This is a genomic window from Ruegeria sp. YTSA064 (genome assembly GCF_059610325.1).
The window spans coordinates 40,328-58,656 of the sequence record NZ_JBXWNK010000012.1 but is presented as its reverse complement, the minus strand read 5'-3'; the positions used below and the strand labels follow the sequence as shown (position 1 = coordinate 58,656).

The window sequence follows — 18,329 nt, the reverse complement described above, 5'->3', positions numbered from 1 at the left end:
TCAAGAATAGGCTTTCAAAATGAACTGATTATTCAATGAATGGCATCCGCAGTCATCTGTCTTCGGGTCACTCTACTATTCCGGCTTTTGCCATCGCATTCTAGATTTACGCGACTGGTTGATTAGCGACACGCGTTTAGTGTTTTGCCTTTGAAGGCGACTTTGTCGGCAGTGCGGTTACTCACCACAATTCGACGAACGATTGCACCGAGCCCATCTCGGGGATCTGTTGCAAGCTTTTAGCCATCTACGCTCGCGCCACCAACAGGTGAATGACCTTCAGAATTATCAAATCGAAAGTCTATTCATAATCTCCTTTAAAGGCGCACAATATCCGAAGGATGTGATCCTCTTTGCTGTGTACTTCTATGTTCGACACGGCGTGTTTTACCGAGATCTTGAAGAGATCATGCGCGAACGAGGCAAATCGGTTGATCACACCACACTGAACCGTTGGGTCAGACAGTATACCGCTGCAGCCGCAGAAGCAGCGCGTCGACGAAAAAGGCCGTGCGAACGTTCCTGGAGAATGGACGAGACCTACATCAAAGTGAAAAGCGCGTGGGTCTATCTCTACCGAGCCGTCGACAAACACGGCAAGACACTAGATTTCATGTTATCCGGGCGTCGCAACAAATAACCTACCTCCAAGTTCTTCGCCCGAATGCTGGAAGCCAATGGCCTGCCTCGAAAGATCGTCAACGACAAAAGCGGCGCCAACACCGCAGGCATTAAGACCATCAACAAGATGCTTAAGAGCTTTGGCTCTCCGATCCCCATTGAGATGGTCAGACGGAAATACTTGAACAATATCGTTGAGCAGGGCCACCGTTTCATCAAGAGGCGAACGCGCCCGCTGATGGGGCTCAAAGCCTTCGCATCCGCGTCCGGGACGCTGGACGGAATCGAAGTCGCGAACATGATCCGCAAGGGTCAGTTCACGCCCGGAATCTGTCCGTTTCGTCAATTCGCAGCACTGGCCGCTTAGCTCCCCTGCAATCGCTTAGACAGTTCATCGTTCCCAAAAGATTGCAACAGAACCCTGCGCAACCTTGCGAGCGCGCCCCTTGGCTTGGACGCAGACGACGAATTCCGCATTTCCATAGTAGGGGCGCAGGAGAAAACGGCGCTGCTGCGCTACGATGGCGCGTGGATCCGCCCGTCTGGGCCCAACCCTACAACCCATATCCTCAAAACCCAGCTTGGTGTTCTGCCCGCAGGGATCGATTTATCCGACAGCGTCGAGAACGAGTATTTCTGCATGAGCTTTTGTCGCGTCATGGGAATGGAGGTGGCGGAGATCGCGATTGCCGACTTAGAGGACGTGCGGAGCCTTGTTGTGACACGGTTTGATCGGCGTTGGGCCAAGGATGGTCGATTGATCCGCCTCCCGCAGGAAGACTTTTGCCAAGCGCTCACATTCCCGCCTAGCCAGAAATACCAACTAGACAGTGGGCCGAGGATCAAAGAAGGCGTGGGGTTGCTAGCGGGTAGTGATGACCCTGAGGCAGGTCAGCGCGCGTTCTTCCGCACACTGGTGCTGTTTTGGCTCTTAGGAGCGACAGACAGGCACGCCAAGAATTTCAGCGTTGCTTTGCATCCAGGCGGATTCCGCATGACCCCGCTCTATGATGTGCTAAGCGCCCAGAAAGCCGTAGATGACGGTCAATTTCGCCAAAATCAGATGCGTCTTGCGATGGCGGTCGACGTCGGGCGGCTGCCTTTCATGCGGTATGATCAGCAGATCATGCTTCCACTTTTAACATAGTTTACCTTACGCCGCTGCATCGTGTGTAGCAGCAAAGTTAAAATGTCCCACATTTGTAAAGTAAGAGTTTCCACTTCCCTGTCGAGCAGCCAAGCCTTCCGCAATACGGCTTGTTTCGTGGAACGGGCACCGAAACACACTCATCTGTATTGAAACGGGCTGGACGCTGTTTGCGAAACTTGGCAAACTTGGGTATCCTTGAGCCTGAAGATAAATCGATGCTACCATCAGAACGACATGCAATAATCCTCGAAGAAGTTTCGCGTCAACCTGCGGTTTCAATCCGAGCCTTGACCGAACGGCTCGGCGTATCGCGGGAAACTGTTCGCAAGGATATTGAGCAACTGGCGCAGGAAAACAAGCTCAACCAGGTACGCGGCGGAGCGACCAGTGTGCGTACGCACGAACCTCCCATGGTTGATCGCACTCAAACAAATCGAGAAGGCAAAGAGCGGATTGGCAATTACGTAGCCAGTATTATCCCGGATGGAGCGAGTGTGATCATTGACAGCGGCTCGACAACACTCGCGGCAGCGCAAGCTTTGGCGACCAGTCGACAATATTTAACAATTTATACCAATGACTTAACCATAGCTTCGGTTCTTGCGCCAGCTGCAGAAGAGGTCACGTTGTTGGGCGGGCGGTTAGATTTTTCGGAGAATGCAACAATGGGTTTGGACACGCTGGACCACCTTTCCCGATACAACGCAGAATATGCGCTGATCGGCGTTGGTGGGATCAGTGCGCGGACCTTATTCACCGATTTTTCACTGGAAGGCGCAAAACTGCGACACATGATGATTGAGCGGTCGCAGCGCCCATTCCTATTGGCGGACAGCAGCAAATTCAACGTAGTTGGGCAAGTTGCGATGAAGCCATTTTCAATGGATGTGACTCTTGTGGTTGACGGCGATTTGCCCAAAGACATTTCGGAAGTGATTAGAGACCAACCCGTTGATGTTGTCAGCGTCTAACGCCAATAAAAGAAAAATATTGCCAAATTTTGCAAAGTACAGATAAGGTGGGCACAAACCCGATTCCTTCTGTACGGAGCAAGGCAATGGCCGACATCCAACTTCCGCAAAGCGCGCAATATGTCATCGTGGGGGGCGGTATCATTGGCTGCTCGGTGGCATATCACCTGACGAAGATGGGGCATCGAGATGTTGTGCTGCTGGAACAGGGGCAGCTGAGCTGCGGCACCACATGGCACGCCGCGGGTTTGGTCGGTCAGCTGCGTAGCCAGCCCGCGATGACCAACCTGATCCGCTATTCGACCGAGCTGTATTCACAGCTTGAGGCCGAGACCGGGCTTGCCACCGGCTGGATGGAATGCGGATCGGTCACAGTGGCACGGACTGAGGACCGAATGACCATGCTGATGCGCACCGCTGCTGCTGCGCGGGCGCAGGGGGTCGAGGTCCAGGTCGTCACCCCGCAGGAGGCGCAGGACAAATGGCCAGTGATGCAGGTGGATGACGTCAAAGGCGGGCTGTGGATGCCTGGCGACGGTAAGGCCAACCCGACTGATCTGACCCAGTCTCTGGCCAAAGGCGCGCGCATGGGTGGCGCGAAAGTGATCGAAGGGATCAAGGTCACTAACATTCTAACCAAAGATGGCACTGCCACCGGTGTGATCACCGATCAGGGCACGATCAATGCCGAGATCGTGGTGAACTGCGGTGGACAGTGGGCACGACAACTGGGCAAGATGTGCGGCGTCAATGTGCCTCTGCACTCTGCTGAACACTACTACATCGTGACCGAGCAGATCGAAGGTGTGAAGCCCGACTTGCCCGTTCTGCGCGACCCAGATGGCTATATCTATTTCAAGGAAGAGACAGGCGGTCTGGTAATGGGCGGCTTTGAACCGGACGCCAAGCCATGGGGCATGGATGGCATACCCGAAAACTTCTTCTTCCAGCTTCTCGAAGATGACTGGGATCAGTTCGAAATTCTGATGGAAAATGCACTGATCCGCGTGCCCAGCATGGCCGAGACTGGCGTACGTCAGTTCTATAACGGGCCTGAGAGCTTTACCCCCGACAATAACTATCTGCTGGGCGAAGCGCCCGAGTTGAAGAATTTCTTTGTTGGCGCGGGCTTCAACTCGATGGGGATTGCCAGTGCAGGTGGGGCCGGACGCGCGCTTGCCGAATGGATTGTCGAAGGGGCGCCAACCTCGGATCTGTTTGCGGTGGATATCCGGCGGTTTGCAGATTTTAACAACAACCCCACATGGCTGCATGACCGCGTCAAGGAAACGCTCGGCCTGCACTATGCGATGCCTTGGCCTAACCGGGAATTGGACACGGCGCGGCCGTTTCGCCGCTCGGCTCTCTATGATCGGCTGGCGGCCAAGAACGCCGTGTTTGGATCGAAAATGGGGTGGGAGAGGGCGAACTATTTTGCTGAGGATGGTGAAAAGGCCGAGATCGACTACAGCTTTGGTCGTCAGAACTGGCACCAGAATGTGGGCAAAGAACACAAGGCCACACGCGAAGCGGTCACGCTGTTTGACCAAAGCTCGTTCTCGAAATTGCTGGTGCAAGGGCGCGATGCTTGCCGCGAGTTGAACAGAATCTGCGCCGCAAATGTTGACGTGCCCGTGGGGCAGACAGTGTACACCGGCTTGCTGAACGAACGCGGGGGATATGAATCCGACCTGACGGTTCTGCGACTGAAAGAGCAGGAATTCATGCTGATCACAGGATCGGCCCAAACCATTCATGACGCGGACTGGGTCCGCAAGAATTTCAGCGCAGACGCCCATGTCTTCCTGACGGATGTGACGGCTGCATGGTCAGTGCTGTCGGTGATGGGTCCAAACTCGCGCGATGTTCTGAAAAAGCTGACGAAGGCGGACCTTTCGAACGCAGCCTTCCCGTTTGCCACCGTTCAGGAAATCGATCTGGGCTATGCCACCGTTCTGGCTAACCGCATGACCTATGTCGGCGAATTGGGCTGGGAACTGATCGTGCCGGTCGAATTTTCGGCAGGCGTCTACGATGACCTGATGCGCGAAGGGGCCCCGTTCGGTATGATCGACGCCGGCTACTATGCGCTGGAAGGTCTGCGGATCGAGAAAGGCTTCCGCGCCTGGAGCCGCGAGTTGACCCCAGACATTACGCCGATCCAGGCTGGTCTGAACTTTGCCGTGGACTATGACAAACCCGGCGGTTTCATCGGGAAAGAGGCGCTGCTGGTCGCAAAAGCGAACCCCGATCACCTGAAAACCCGTATCGTACAGCTGGTATTGGACGATGATGCCCCACAGCTGTGGGGTGGCGAGGCTGTGCTGTATGACGGCGTCGAAATCGGCGAGGTCCGCTCGGCCGCCTATGGTCACACGCTGGGCGCGTCAGTTGCCCTGTGTCAGTTGGATGCACCCGAACGCGTGACAGCTGACTACATTACTAAGGGTCGGTTCGAGATCGATCTTGCTGGAAGCCGACTGTCTGCAACCGCGCATATCCGAACCCCCTATGATGCAAAAAGCGAACGGCCCAAAGCGGACGGCTAGGCCCGATGAAACTCAGACGGCGTAACCCGGAATGAAACACTGTTCGGTCATCGGTTCCGACACGGGTCATGCCACAGAGATTGGCTTTTTGTGCTGGGATGGCCTGCCCTTGGATCAGCTCTCGGTGGGGCTGGCCTATTTGAAGGCGGCGAACCAGCTGGCCGCTGACATACAATTCAGAGTCTCGGTCTTGTCGCTTGAAGGCACTGACGTGCAGAGCGAATGCGGAGTAAACTTGAGCACCAGCCGCATCAATGACCACACGGCGCGATGCGGCTATCTGTTTCTGGTCGGCGGACCAGTCCTTCCTCCTGATCTGCAGAATATCCTCGGCCGCGTGGCACGCGCACAACTCAGGGCAGGTCGGGTTCTGGGCGCGGTTGAAGCGGCCTTGATCCCGCTGGCGCATACCGGGCTTCTTAGTGGTCTGACGGTCGCCGCAACAGCCCCAGTACTGAACGCGTTGGAGGAACAGTTCCCAAATATCTCGCCCGCATCCAACGATAGCCACGCCCGTGGAGCGATATGGTCTGCAGGGTCAAGGTTCTCTCTGCTCAACCTGCTGTCCAAGACTACAAGCGACACCCTTACTCCGCAGGAACAACCCCGGTTAAACCGGAAATTCCTGAGCTACAGACCGAATTTCGGCACGTGCACAACCTGTGCACACGACATCGCTCGAGTCGACAACGGCTTTACCGGCGACATCGTTGTTGACAAGGCCATAGAACTGTTTCGGAATAATCTGGAAGAGCCCCTCCAGATTAAGAACATTGCTGAGGAAGTAGGGATTTCGGTGCGCCAACTTGAAAGGAAATTTGTAGCAGCAACAGGGCTTACCCCAAAAGCCTACTACCTGGAGGAACGGTTGGAAAAGGCCCAGGCAATCGTCAGGTTCAGCAATCTGATGCTGACCGAGGTTGCCTTGGCCTGCGGGTTTGGGTCCAATGCCACGCTGTCGCAGAAGTACAAACAAAGGTTCGGGCAAACTCCAGCATGCGAACGCGCCCGGATGAACGCCTCAAGGTTCGAAACTTGATGCGCTGCTAGTGTTCAACAAATTACCTCGGGACATCATGTTCGTATGACAATCCACGCGTTTCTCATCGTTTTGACCGCAGCCTTTCTGCACGCGCTATGGAATGCCGTAGTTAAAGGCGCGCCGGACAAAGCCGTCGTTTTGGGGTTGGTCTCGCTCGGCCATGCGATACCAGCGATGTTTGTATTGCCATTCACTGGCTTGCCGGTATGGGCGGCCTTTCCCTTTATCATAGGCTCGACCCTGATCCATTGGGGGTATTATTGGTTTCTGAACACCGCTTACAAACATGGCGACCTGTCGGTGGTCTATCCAATCTCACGCGGTATGACGCCGATGTTGGTTGCCATGGGCGCGATCTTGTTCGCGGGTGAAGTTCTGCCACCCGCGGCATGGATCGGCATTACCTGTATCTCTCTCGGTATTGGGTGCCTGTCCCTTGCCGGATTGGGCAGACACACGAACTGGATAGCCATCGCGGCTGCTTTTGGCACCGGCATGATGATTGCGTCCTATTCGCTTGTAGACGGTATTGGCGTCCGGCTGTCCGAGAACACGCTGGGGTATATCGCGGCATTGTTTGTGGCCGAGATTTTTGTGGCCGGATTCATCTTTACAACCCGGTGGCAGCGCGTGGTGACTCTGCCTCGACGTTATGTCTGGGCAGGCCTCGCAGGCGGTGTCATCTCGGGCATGGCCTATGGATTAGTACTTTATGCAAAGACAATCGCGCCGTTGGGCATGGTATCCGCGCTTAGAGAAAGTTCCGTTATTTTTGCGTCGATAATTGGTGTCATGTGGTTCGGCGAAGGGCCGAAATCCAACAGGCTTCTGGCTGCGACCATCGTGGTGATTGGGATAGTGGCTCTGGCGATGGCAAGTTGAAGGGATTGGGGGGAAACTTGCAGACAGAAAACACAGAAACACGCCCGAATGTCTTGCTGTTCGTCATCGATCAGTTCCGTTTCGATCTTCTGGGTCAGGATGGCCTCGGACGAATAGCGCAATTGCCCAACCTTCGGCGACTTCAAGAAAACGCCGTCAGCTTTGCCAATCACTTTGCCGTCACAGTGCCTTGCGGACCCAGCCGGGCATCCCTGTTCACCGGGCAATATGCTTTCAACCACCGGTCGGTCCGAAACGGCACTCCGCTCCAGCACGATACCCCGAACCTGGCGCGGGCGATGCGACAGGCCGGGTACAATCCACGTTTGTTCGGCTATACCGACACGACCCGCGATCCCACGGTTCTACCCCCCGATGACCCAAGGCTTCAAAGCTATGAGGAATTACTTCCTGGCTTTGAGGAGGCGGTGAGAATGCGCATGGAATCAGATGTTGGAGCCTGGCTTTCGCATCTGTCGCAGCAGGGCATTGACCTGCCCCCCTACCCCGACACCTACCGCCCCAACGGCCCGATCGTCGGTGATCCGGCTTTGTATCCGGCGGATATGAGCGATACGGCGTTTCTGTCGGATCAGTTTCTATCCAAAATGCAGGATGCTGAGCCGGGATGGTTTGCCACGCTGACCTATATCCGGCCTCACCCTCCGCTTGTGGCACCTGCACCTTACAATACGCTTTATGACCCAAGGGATATGCCTGCGCCACGTTCAACCCGCAATCCCTTAGGAGACCGGCACTGGCACCCGTTTCTTGCCCCTGCACAGGATAAGCAACCGATATCAAGCATGGTTGTTGGCTCCCCGATCTGATGAATGATCTGGAAACCATCGCCCAACTGCGGGCAACTTATCTGGCATTAGCAACGGAAGTCGATCATCATATTGGGCGTGTGGTGGACTGGCTAAGGACGTCCGGCCAGTGGGACAATACTGTTCTGATCGTTACCGCAGATCACGGTGAGATGTTGGGCGACTACGGGCTATGGGGAAAAGGTGCCTTCCATGATGCTGCCTATCATGTGCCCCTGATTGTGCGTGATCCCGCGCGTCCTGATATGCACGGTCGAGTGCATTCCGGGTTCACGGAGTCCATCGATATACCCGTCACCATTCTCGAAAGAGTCGGCTCGAGACCCCCCTCTTCGATGAACGGGCGAAGTTTGCTTGGCATTTTGGGCGATACGGAAACGGAAGGGGCAGATTACAGCTTTTCCGAGTTCGATTTTGGCAATCCGGTAAAGCCGACTCCATGGATGGCTGAGTTAGATCTGACCTCGCGGCAGGCAAATCTGGGCATTTTGCGCACAAAAGATCACCGCTTGGTCGAGTTTGGCGCAGGGCTGCCGCAAGTACTCTTTGACATGGACGAGCGTGGGGAAGCAGAGTCTATCGCAACGCAAACTGAAATCACACCAACGCTGCTTCACCTGACCCGCAAGATGCTGGAACACCGCATGAAAAATGCCGATCCCACCTTTGCTCAAACGATTGTACGCTCTGGAGGCGTTAAGACCGGGTCGTACTAAGTGCATGCAAAGCCGCGATTTTAAACGTTGAAGACCTGCCGCTGCGATACCAAAATCTATCGTAAACGCCCTGCGGCAAACGGCAATATTATCCATAGGACAAACTTATAACATTGAAGGTATAATCGATTTTTCTTGAGGAATTAATCTGTCAAACTGTCGGTACTAATCTGAATGAGAACGCCGCATGAGAATGGCGACCTGTCTAATAAATCACCAACAGAGGATGACAATGAGACACACAACATCACTTCTAACCGCTTTCGCCATCGGCACACTAACTGCAACGGCAGCGGCATCAGAGACAGAACTGACCGTTTACACAGCCGTCGAGGCCGAAGACCTGGCCCGATATGCCGAGACGTTTAACCAAAGCAACCCTGATATCAAAATTAACTGGGTTCGTGACTCGACCGGGATCATTACCGCCAAATTGCTGGCGGAGCGGGACAACCCTCAGGCAGACGTCGTCTGGGGGCTGGCGGCCACGTCGCTGCTGCTGCTGAAATCCGAAGGCATGCTGGAACCCTACGCACCGGTTGGCGTTGAAGAACTTGATGTCAAGTTTGTTGACGGCGACAATCCTCCAGCCTGGGTTGGCATGGATGCCTGGGTTGCGTCGGTTTGCTACAATACAGTCGAGGCCGAAAAGGCTGGGCTGACGCCGCCAACGTCATGGCAGGACCTTACCGATCCAATGTACAAGGATCAGGTAATCATGCCCAACCCAAACTCATCAGGTACTGGTTTCCTTGATGTTTCAAGCTGGCTGCAGATGTTTGGTGAAGACGGCGGCTGGGAATACATGGATGCGCTGCACGAAAACATTGCGCGATATACCCATTCGGGATCGAAGCCTTGCAAGCTGGCGGCTGCGGGCGAAATCCCAATCGGTATCTCGTTTGCCTTCCGCGGTGCCAAGTCCAAGGCGGACGGCGCCCCGCTTGAAATCATCGTGCCTTCTGAGGGCGTCGGTTGGGACATGGAAGCAACCGCAATTGTTGCCGGCACTGGGAATCTGGAAGCTGCTCAGAAACTGGTTGATTTCACGGTCACCAAAGAAGCCAATGAGATGTACAACAGCGGTTATGCGGTTGTGGCCTATCCCGGCGTCGCAAAGCCGGTCGAGCACTTCCCAGAGGGCCTTTTGGATGCCATGATTGACAATGATTTTGAGTTTGCCGCCAACAATCGCGCGGCAATCCTGAAGGAATGGCAGTCTCGCTATGACGGAAAGTCGGAAGCGAAGTAATCCCATTCGCGGGAGGGGCGATCATGCCTCTCCTGCGCACCACACTCTTGTTCCCAACAATACAACCTACTCACCCGGTTCAGACCGGCCAGGTACGGCCGTGCCCGAGGTGCAGATATGAGGACTTCTCCCGTGCTTCAGAAAACGCCACCCGGTGAACTGTATCTCAGTATCCAAAACCTGTGGAAAGCCTTTGGCAGCTTTCTTGCACTCAAGGATATTTCGCTGGAAATCAACGAAGGCGAGTTTGTCTGCTTTCTGGGCCCGTCAGGCTGTGGAAAAACAACTCTGCTGCGTGCCATTGCAGGTTTGGACCTGCAAACCAAGGGTACGGTCATGCAGGACGGTATGGACGTGTCCAACTTACCCCCGTCCGAGCGTGATTTCGGGATTGTGTTTCAATCCTATGCACTGTTTCCCAACCTCACGATTGAGAAGAATATCGCTTTTGGTCTGGAAAACTCGGGCCGCAGCAAGTCTGAAATCGCTGTCCGTGTGAACGAGTTGCTGCATCTGGTCGGACTTCCTGATCAGGGTAAGAAATACCCGGCGCAGTTGTCGGGCGGGCAACAACAAAGGATTGCACTGGCACGCGCCATCGCGTCCAAGCCCGGCCTATTGCTGCTGGATGAACCCCTTTCGGCACTGGATGCCAAGGTACGCGTCCATTTGCGGCACGAAATCAAGGAACTGCAGCGCAAGCTAGGCGTAACCACCGTGATGGTGACCCATGATCAGGAAGAGGCGCTGGCAATGGCTGATCGCATCGTGGTCATGAATCACGGAGTAATTGAGCAGGTGGGTTCACCCACAGAAATCTACCGGGAACCGGCCAACCTGTTTGTGGCCGATTTTATTGGCGAAATGAATCAGATTAAGTCTCAAGTTACCAAGGGCGGGCGGTTGAGCGTGGGTGAAAAAACCTTTGCCTGCCTGGGTCATCAGTTCAACGATGGAACACCGGTTGTTGCAGCAATCAGGCCGGAAGACGTAATTCCCCATGAAGCTGGATATCTGGATACCGGCGGAAACCGCAACTGCATCGAAGTGACACTTGATGAGATGGAGTTTCTGGGCTCGTTCTGGCGCTGCCGTCTAAGCAACGAGCGGTTCGGGTCTTCAGAACTGATTGCTGATTTCTCGATCAATGCTGTGCGCCGTCTTGAACTGGACGAGGGGCGCAGCATGGTGATTGAGCTTCCTGAGAACCGTCTGATGGCTTTTGATGTTCCGGAGACCGAGGCATGAGCACGATTTCCACAAATACTGGCACCTTGCCCCCCGGACCGGATATCAAGCCCAAGCTCAGCCGTGACGATTTACTGATGCGTGGCAGCATGATGGTCATCGTGCTCTACCTGATCGTGACCCTGGCGCTGCCGCTTTACACAATGCTTTCCAAGTCGTTTTCCACTTATCGAGTGGAACTGTCGCAATACGAGTTTCAGGTTAGCGACGAGGCGGGCGTTTTCGACGGCACATTTCTGACAGGCGATGCGCTGAACCGGCAGACCGAGGTATTCACCAATACCGATCTTGTTACCGGTTCCGACGGGCGCCTGCCTGTGACAGGTTTGTTCCCGGATTTCAGCTTCCGCAGCCCGATCATGTACCAGATCCGCAACACAAGCGACACCGGACGCTTTCTGGTCGGATCGACCCTGCAGGACGGCACTGATTGGGTCGAGCTTGATTCCAACACGTTCCGCCGGGTTCAGTTGCGGCCCGTTCAGTCGCGAGGTCTGGATAACTTTGTAAATTACTTCTCGACACCTGCGCTGTTCAATTCGATCAAGAACTCACTCTGGATTTCCATTGTCAGCACCATCGTTACAGTAACGCTGGCCTTCTGGTTCGCCTATGCGCTCAATCGCAGCTGTATGCGGTTCAAGGGGGTCTTTCGCCTGATCGCGATGGCACCGATCCTTGTCCCCTCGCTCTTGCCAGGTATCGCTTTGGTGTACCTGTTCGGCAATCAGGGCATGATCAAGGAACTGTTGTTCGGTGCAAGTATCTATGGCCCGATCGGCATTGTGATCGGATCAGTGTTTTTTACTTTCCCGCACGCCTTCCTGATTATTTCAACGGCACTCGCAATCTCGGATGCGCGGCTGTACGAGGCTGCGGCAAGTCTGCGGTCAACCCCATGGCGCACGTTCTGGACGGTCACGGTCCCGGGTGCGCGCTATGGCCTGATCTCAGCCGCCTTTGTGGTGTTCAATCTGGTGATTACCGATTTTGGGTTGCCTAAAGTCATCGGCGGACAGTTCAACGTGCTGGCGGTGGATATCTACAAACAGGTGATCGGCCAGCAGAACTTTGAGATGGGCGCGGTTGTGTCCGTGGTTCTGGTGATCCCGGCAATCCTGGCCTTTGCCATTGACCGTATGGTTCAGTCCAAACAGGTTGCGCTGCTGTCCGCTCGGTCGGTGCCGTACCAGGCAACCCCAAACCCAAAAGCGGATCGGCTGTTCCTGATTTATTGCAGCCTTGTTGGCCTGTTCATTGTCGGTCTTCTGGCGGTGTGCCAATTTGCGGCGCTGATCAAGTTCTGGCCCTATGACCTGAGCTTGAGCCTGAAGAACTATCAGTTCGACAAGATGGATGGCGGCGGATGGGGATCGTATTTCAATTCGATCCGGCTGGCCCTGTTGACCGCAGTGATCGGAACCACCGTTGTGTTCTTCGGGGCATATCTGGTTGAAAAGTCGAAAGGGTTCCGCACCGGCAGATCGATCTTTCAGATGTTTGCGATGTTGCCGATGGCCATTCCGGGCATGGTGCTAGGGTTGTCCTACATTTTCTTCTTCAACAACCCTTCAAACCCAATGAACGGCATCTACGGCACAATGGCGATATTGGTGATCTGTACAGTGACGCACTTTTACACTGTATCGCATCTGACGGCGGTGACGGCTTTGAAGCAAATGGACCGCGAATTCGAGTCCGTTTCGGCATCGCTCAAACAACCGACGATGAAACTGTTTGCGCGTGTTACGGTTCCAGTCTGCTTGCCAGCGGTTTTGGACATATCCATTTATCTGTTCGTCAATGCAATGACGACTGTGTCGGCGGTCGTGTTCCTCTACTCGCCCAAAACGACGCTCGCGTCCATCGCAGTGCTGAACATGGATGATGCCGGGGATATTGCACCTGCTGCGGCGATGGGGATGATGATCTTTTACACCAATGCTGCGGCCCGGATCATTCACCTGATTGCGTCTAAAGGGATATTAAAACGCACGCAGGCCTGGCGCAGTCGCTGACGGCCATTCCTGCTGATACCAAACCCCGCCAATCAATCATTGGCGGGGTTTTCTTCCATGGTACGTTGCGCAAACTCTGTGAAGGCGCGGATAATCTTCACTTCGCGCCTCTGAGACAGCGATATAATGCTCTCGCCCATCTGCAGGTTGATGCCTTTAAGTTTGATTTGCCGGAGACGGTCATCATGACCATATTCCGCCTGCGAGACAAAACCGATACCTGCGCCCGAAGCCACAAGTTCCCGTATCGCTTCGCGCCCCTCAGCTACTATCGCGGGTTTCAACGTTATCCCTTGTTTTTTGGCCTCGTCTTCAAGTTTCTGGCGCGTTTTTGATCCCGTCTCGCGGAAAATTAACGGTAGATTTGACAGCTCTTCCAGAGACAGTGTCGGCTTCGACGCCAAAAGAATACCCTGTGCGGCAAAGGCCACGATTTCGGTGGAGCCAAGACTTAAGACATCCATATCTTTGCCGGGAGACAGGCTGCCCACTACACCAATTTCCGCGTTATAAGCCCTGAGCTCTTCCAGAATCTCTTCGCTATTCCCCGAGCGTACGGTGATCGTGACATTTGGGTTTTTTTTCTGAAATGGACCCAGAAAGGCCGTCATGTGGTGCGCGGAGTCGGCGATGATGCGTAACTCTCCATCGACCACAGCCTTGGTCTCAGAGAGGTAGTCCTCGATCTGACTTTCGATCTCGAAGTATTGCTTGGTATATCGGTAAAGCTGCTCGCCGTCGGGGGTCAAGGTCACACGTTTGCGATCGCGCTGGAACAACAACAAATCGTGATCCTGTTCCAGCTTTCGCACCTGCTCCGAAATTGCCGGCTGCGTCAGAAAAAGAGCCTCTGCAGCACGCGAAAATCCCCCATGCTTGGCTACAAAATGAAAGGCTTTGAGCTGGCTGTGTCGCATGGCGGTCCTCCGAAGTCAGCTCATAGGCTGTGCTTATAATTAGATTGATATTTGCAATTTCACATATGGCAACAATTGCTGCAATTGTGTTCTTGAAAATACCTTTCTGGAGCCTGGTTATGACGCCTTCCAATCCCAAAATCGAACAACCGCGCCTCGGTGAACCTTACCTTCTGACACCCGGCCCTTTGACGACATCGTATGCCGTGAAAGAGGCCATGTTAAAGGATTGGGGCAGTTGGGATGACGATTTTCGCGCCATGACGCAAGAGGTGCGATCCAGCCTGCTGGCGTTGCTTGGCGAGGGAGCTGATGATTTCGACTGCGTCCCGATGCAGGGCAGTGGTTCGTTTTCGGTCGAAGCGATGCTTGCATCATTCATTCCGCGCAATGGCAAGGCGCTGGTATTGGCTAATGGTGCCTATGGGCAACGCTCCGCAAAGACTCTGGAATACCTGGGCCGCGCACACGTAGTTCTGGACAAGGGCGATTACCTGCCGCCGCGCGGCGACGAAGTTGCCGACATTCTTGCCGATGACCCCGACATCACGCATGTGGTTGCGATTCACTGTGAAACCAGTTCAGGCATCTTGAACCCCGTCGAAGAGATTTCCGAGGTCACCTATGCCGCCGGGCGCAAGCTCCTGGTCGACTCGATGTCTGCCTTCGGAGCGATCGAGTTGAAACCAAGCGAGATCCGGTACGAGGCCATGGTATCCTCGGCCAACAAATGTATCGAGGGCGTGCCCGGTTTCGGTTTTATCGTCGCCCGAAAATCCGAGCTTGAGGCCGCGGAGGGCAACAGCCATTCGCTGAGCCTGGACGTGCACGCGCAATGGGCGCATATGAACAAGACCGGTCAGTGGCGGTTCACCCCTCCTACCCATGTGGTCGCGGCGTTCATCGAGGCACTCAGGGCGCACTCCGCCGAAGGGGGCGTACCGGGCCGCGGCGAGCGCTATACACGCAACCGTGATGTCATGGTCGCCGGCATGCGCGAGCTGGGCTTTGAAACACTGCTGGACAATCGCTGGCTCAGCCCAATTATCGTCACCTTTTTCTGCCCGGCGGACGAGAATTTCGTATTCGATCAGTTCTACACCCTTATGAAATCCAAGGGTTTCATCATCTACCCAGGCAAGCTGACGGTGGTCGACAGCTTTCGCGTCGGATGTATCGGTCAAATGGACGAACACGTCATGTGCAAAGTTGTAAACGCAGCAAAAGAATCATTGGAGGAGATGGGTGTCACAAGTGCTGCACCCCCCCTCCGGGCATTGGAAGAACGCGCCAAACTGGCAGCTTAACTATCAAGGAACATAATAAGATGACCATCCAAACACCCGTTGAAGCAAACGAACGCGTCTATCCGACGCCGAAAGTGCCCGCAATCGCCATCTGCCTTGATGGGTGCGAGCCGGAATACCTGGAAGTCGCAATAGCCAAGGGTCTGATGCCCAACCTTAAGCGGATGCGCGAGACCGGTACCGACCGGTTGGCCCATTCCGTGATCCCGTCCTTCACCAACCCCAACAACCTGTCGATCGCCACCGGCCGGCCGCCTATCGTGCATGGTATCTGCGGCAACTATTTGATCGACCCTGACAGCGGTGAAGAGGTCATGATGAACGACGTGCGGTTCCTGCGCGCGCCGACCATTTTCTCGCAATTCTACGATGCTGGTTTCCGCGTCGCCATGGTTACCGCCAAGGACAAGCTGCGCGCCTTGCTCGGCGCTGGGTTAAAATTTGACGAAGGTCGGGCCGTTGCCTTTTCTTCGGAACGCTCGGGCGAGACGACTTTAGCCGAACACGGGATCGACAATGCAAGCAAATGGCTGGGCATGGACGTCCCCGAGGTCTATTCAGCCGAATTGTCTGAGTTTGTATTCGCCGCTGGCGTCAAGCTGCTGAAAGAGTTCAAGCCCGACGTGATGTATCTTTCGACTACGGACTATATTCAGCACAAGTTCGCCCCCGAACAGCAGGGTGCACTTGATTTCTATGCCATGTTTGACCGCTATCTGGGCGAGCTTGACGAGCTGGGTGCGGCCATCGTTGTGACCGCCGATCATGGCATGAAGCCAAAGCACCTGGCTGATGGGTCCCCCGCCGTTGTCTACGCACAGGATCTGATGGACGAATGGCTTGGTAGGGACGCGGCGCGCGTCATCTTGCCGATTACCGACCCGTATGTGGTGCATCACGGTGCATTGGGCTCGTTCGCAACGGCCTATCTGCCCGAGGGCGCAGATCAGAACGACATCATTGCCAAACTCAGGGCGACCGAGGGAATAACCCATGTACTGACCAAGGCCGAAGCCATTGAGCAATTCGAGCTGCCGGGCGACCGGATTGGCGACATCGTGATGGTTTCTGGTGAGAACATCTGCATTGGCACATCCGAGCACCGCCATGATCTCGCGGCCCTGAAGGAACCGCTGCGCAGCCATGGCGGTTTGACCGAGCAGGAGGTTCCGTTCATCGTGAACCGTGTCATCGACCTGCCGAACCAGCCGGTTTTACGCAACTTCGACGCCTTTTTCTACGCAACCACAGCGGCGGCACAGTAAGTCATGAAAGATCAAACCATGTCGAACATCGAAATACGAAACGAGGGGATGCGGATCGGTGGTGAAGTTGTCTTCACTGACGAAACCGTTCCGGTGCTCTATCCCTATACCAACGAGGTGGTGGGTTATGTCCCGGCCGGAACCGCTGAACATGCGCGCAAGGCCTTCGAGATTGCGGCGAACTACAAGCCGAAACTTACCCGGTATGAACGCAGCCAGATCCTGCAGCGCGCGGGAGAACTGATCGGAGAAAAGCGTGAGTATCTGGCCAAATGGCTGACGCTGGAACTTGGCATCTGCCATCAGCACGCAATCTATGAAACCAAACGCGCGCAGGACGTCTATCAGTTTGCCGCCGCCGAAGCGCTGAAAGACGACGGCGAGATATTTTCGTGCGATCTGACCCACAATGGCAAAGCCCGCAAGATTTTCACGACGCGAGAACCCGTAAACGCGATCAGTGCTATCACGCCGTTCAACCACCCGCTGAACATGGTCAGCCACAAAATTGCTCCGTCTATCGCGACCAACAACTGCATGGTCTGCAAACCGACGGAACTGACGCCGCTGACAGCGCTGACTTTAGCTGACATTCTCTATGAGGCGGGATTACCTCATGAGATGTTCCAGGTCGTCACCGGCTGGCCCGCTGACATCGGGGATGAAATGATCACCAACGATCATATCGATATCATCACCTTCACCGGTGGTGTACCGGTCGGCAAGATGATTGCTGAAAAGGGTGTATATAAGCGACAAGCGCTGGAACTCGGCGGCAACGACCCCCTAATTGTTTTGAATGATCTCAGCGATGTGGATCTGGACAAGGCGGCAACAATTGCGGTTGCGGGCGCGACCGGCAACTCCGGCCAGCGCTGCACGGCGGTCAAACGCATTTTGGTGCAGGAATGCGTGGCGGACAAATTCGTACCGCTGGTCTTGGAAAAAGCCAAGAAGATCAAGTTTGGAGATCCGCAAGACCCGGAAACCGAACTAGGCTGCGTGATCCATGACAAGGCAGCAGAGGTCTTTGAAAACCGCGTTTATCAGGCAGAGAAAGAGGGTGCCGAAATCCTCTATCACCCAGGTCGTCAGGGCGCGCTGCTGCCACCTATCGTGGTCGACAAGGTACCTCATGACAGTGAATTGGTCATGGAGGAAACTTTTGGCCCGATCGTCCCCATTGTGCGTGTGCCCGACAATGATGAAGAGGTGATGGCGATTTCAAACTCGACCGAGTTTGGTCTGTCTTCGGGCGTCTGCACCAACGATCTGAACCGCGCAATTTCTTATATCAACGGGTTGGACGTCGGCACCTGCAACATTTGGGAACAGCCCGGCTATCGTATCGAGATGTCTCCGTTTGGCGGCATCAAGGACAGCGGCAATGGCGTCAAAGAAGGCGTCATTGAAGCGATGAAGTTCTTTACCAACGTCAAAACCTATTCATTGCCCTGGCCCGGCTGACAATCCTGCCCTTCCCGTTAGCGGGCGGGGCTTCAAAATTCCTCCCCTACTGGCGGACCTTTCGGGGTCCGCGTCTTTTACGAAGCGACCGCGA

General features: G+C 54.9%; 14 protein-coding genes and 1 pseudogene. 14 read left to right on the top strand and 1 reads right to left on the bottom strand.

The window, feature by feature from the left end:
• Positions 1–307: 307 nt before the first annotated feature.
• From AC2FI7_RS17730 to AC2FI7_RS17680, 11 genes and pseudogenes are all read left to right on the top strand, one after another.
• A pseudogene (locus AC2FI7_RS17730) lies at positions 308–988 on the top strand (IS6 family transposase).
• An 84-nt stretch (positions 989–1,072) separates the two neighbouring features.
• On the top strand, positions 1,073–1,768 hold the full coding sequence (locus tag AC2FI7_RS17725) for a HipA domain-containing protein (protein WP_496816397.1): 696 nt from the start codon (positions 1,073–1,075) through the stop codon (positions 1,766–1,768).
• Between the two features lie 179 nt (positions 1,769–1,947).
• A complete protein-coding gene (locus tag AC2FI7_RS17720; protein ID WP_496833533.1) occupies positions 1,948–2,742 on the top strand; it encodes a DeoR/GlpR family DNA-binding transcription regulator in 795 nt (264 codons plus the stop codon).
• 86 nt (positions 2,743–2,828) lie between these two features.
• Complete coding sequence (locus AC2FI7_RS17715; RefSeq protein WP_496816394.1) at positions 2,829–5,291, top strand: GcvT family protein; 2,463 nt, start codon at positions 2,829–2,831, stop codon at positions 5,289–5,291.
• Positions 5,292–5,322: 31 nt separating this feature from the next.
• On the top strand, positions 5,323–6,330 hold the full coding sequence (locus AC2FI7_RS17710; RefSeq protein ID WP_496816393.1) for a GlxA family transcriptional regulator: 1,008 nt from the start codon (positions 5,323–5,325) through the stop codon (positions 6,328–6,330).
• Between the two features lie 45 nt (positions 6,331–6,375).
• Positions 6,376–7,215: an EamA family transporter gene (locus AC2FI7_RS17705; protein WP_496816391.1), complete on the top strand. Its 840-nt coding sequence runs from the start codon at positions 6,376–6,378 to the stop codon at positions 7,213–7,215.
• A gap of 17 nt (positions 7,216–7,232) precedes the next feature.
• Positions 7,233–8,045, top strand: coding sequence for a sulfatase-like hydrolase/transferase (locus AC2FI7_RS17700; RefSeq protein ID WP_496816389.1), 813 nt, complete (start codon positions 7,233–7,235; stop codon positions 8,043–8,045).
• A complete protein-coding gene (locus tag AC2FI7_RS17695) occupies positions 8,045–8,761 on the top strand; it encodes a sulfatase-like hydrolase/transferase (protein ID WP_496816387.1) in 717 nt (238 codons plus the stop codon). The genes AC2FI7_RS17700 and AC2FI7_RS17695 overlap by 1 nt, the downstream gene beginning before the upstream one ends.
• Before the next feature lie 232 nt (positions 8,762–8,993).
• Positions 8,994–10,013 carry a putative 2-aminoethylphosphonate ABC transporter substrate-binding protein gene (locus AC2FI7_RS17690; RefSeq protein WP_496816385.1) on the top strand — a complete coding sequence of 340 codons (1,020 nt, stop codon included), beginning with the start codon at positions 8,994–8,996 and terminating at the stop codon, positions 10,011–10,013.
• Positions 10,014–10,130: 117 nt separating this feature from the next.
• Positions 10,131–11,261 carry a putative 2-aminoethylphosphonate ABC transporter ATP-binding protein gene (locus tag AC2FI7_RS17685; RefSeq protein WP_496816384.1) on the top strand — a complete coding sequence of 377 codons (1,131 nt, stop codon included), beginning with the start codon at positions 10,131–10,133 and terminating at the stop codon, positions 11,259–11,261.
• Complete coding sequence (locus AC2FI7_RS17680; protein ID WP_496816382.1) at positions 11,258–13,279, top strand: putative 2-aminoethylphosphonate ABC transporter permease subunit; 2,022 nt, start codon at positions 11,258–11,260, stop codon at positions 13,277–13,279. The genes AC2FI7_RS17685 and AC2FI7_RS17680 overlap by 4 nt, the downstream gene beginning before the upstream one ends.
• 32 nt (positions 13,280–13,311) lie before the next feature.
• On the opposite strand, the gene AC2FI7_RS17675 is transcribed toward AC2FI7_RS17680, so the two are convergent.
• Positions 13,312–14,196 (bottom strand): LysR substrate-binding domain-containing protein, encoded by an 885-nt coding sequence (locus AC2FI7_RS17675; protein ID WP_496816381.1) that lies wholly within the window; start codon positions 14,194–14,196, stop codon positions 13,312–13,314.
• A gap of 119 nt (positions 14,197–14,315) precedes the next feature.
• Between AC2FI7_RS17675 and AC2FI7_RS17670 the strand changes: the two genes are divergently transcribed.
• The 3 genes from AC2FI7_RS17670 to phnY are packed head-to-tail and all read left to right on the top strand — an operon-like array spanning position 14,316 to position 18,235.
• Entirely contained in the window at positions 14,316–15,503 is a 1,188-nt protein-coding gene (locus AC2FI7_RS17670) for a 2-aminoethylphosphonate--pyruvate transaminase (protein WP_496816379.1), read from the top strand.
• A 20-nt stretch (positions 15,504–15,523) separates the two neighbouring features.
• Positions 15,524–16,768, top strand: a complete 1,245-nt coding sequence (gene phnA / locus AC2FI7_RS17665; protein ID WP_496816377.1) for a phosphonoacetate hydrolase — start codon at positions 15,524–15,526, stop codon at positions 16,766–16,768.
• 3 nt (positions 16,769–16,771) lie between these two features.
• Positions 16,772–18,235, top strand: coding sequence for a phosphonoacetaldehyde dehydrogenase (gene phnY, locus AC2FI7_RS17660; protein ID WP_496816375.1), 1,464 nt, complete (start codon positions 16,772–16,774; stop codon positions 18,233–18,235).
• Positions 18,236–18,329 lie beyond the last annotated feature (94 nt).

Bases quoted from the DNA above. Each gene is read 5' to 3' on its own strand.
- phnA (WP_496816377.1), top strand. From the start codon at position 15,524: ATGACCATCCAAACACCCGTTGAAGCAAACGAACGCGTCTATCCGACG.
- AC2FI7_RS17690 (WP_496816385.1), top strand. From the start codon at position 8,994: ATGAGACACACAACATCACTTCTAACCGCTTTCGCCATCGGCACACTA.
- AC2FI7_RS17680 (WP_496816382.1), top strand. From the start codon at position 11,258: ATGAGCACGATTTCCACAAATACTGGCACCTTGCCCCCCGGACCGGAT.
- AC2FI7_RS17675 (WP_496816381.1), bottom strand. From the start codon at position 14,196: ATGCGACACAGCCAGCTCAAAGCCTTTCATTTTGTAGCCAAGCATGGG.
- AC2FI7_RS17705 (WP_496816391.1), top strand. From the start codon at position 6,376: ATGACAATCCACGCGTTTCTCATCGTTTTGACCGCAGCCTTTCTGCAC.
- phnY (WP_496816375.1), top strand. From the start codon at position 16,772: ATGAAAGATCAAACCATGTCGAACATCGAAATACGAAACGAGGGGATG.
- AC2FI7_RS17670 (WP_496816379.1), top strand. From the start codon at position 14,316: ATGACGCCTTCCAATCCCAAAATCGAACAACCGCGCCTCGGTGAACCT.
- AC2FI7_RS17710 (WP_496816393.1), top strand. From the start codon at position 5,323: ATGAAACACTGTTCGGTCATCGGTTCCGACACGGGTCATGCCACAGAG.
- AC2FI7_RS17685 (WP_496816384.1), top strand. From the start codon at position 10,131: ATGAGGACTTCTCCCGTGCTTCAGAAAACGCCACCCGGTGAACTGTAT.
- AC2FI7_RS17695 (WP_496816387.1), top strand. From the start codon at position 8,045: ATGAATGATCTGGAAACCATCGCCCAACTGCGGGCAACTTATCTGGCA.
- AC2FI7_RS17715 (WP_496816394.1), top strand. From the start codon at position 2,829: ATGGCCGACATCCAACTTCCGCAAAGCGCGCAATATGTCATCGTGGGG.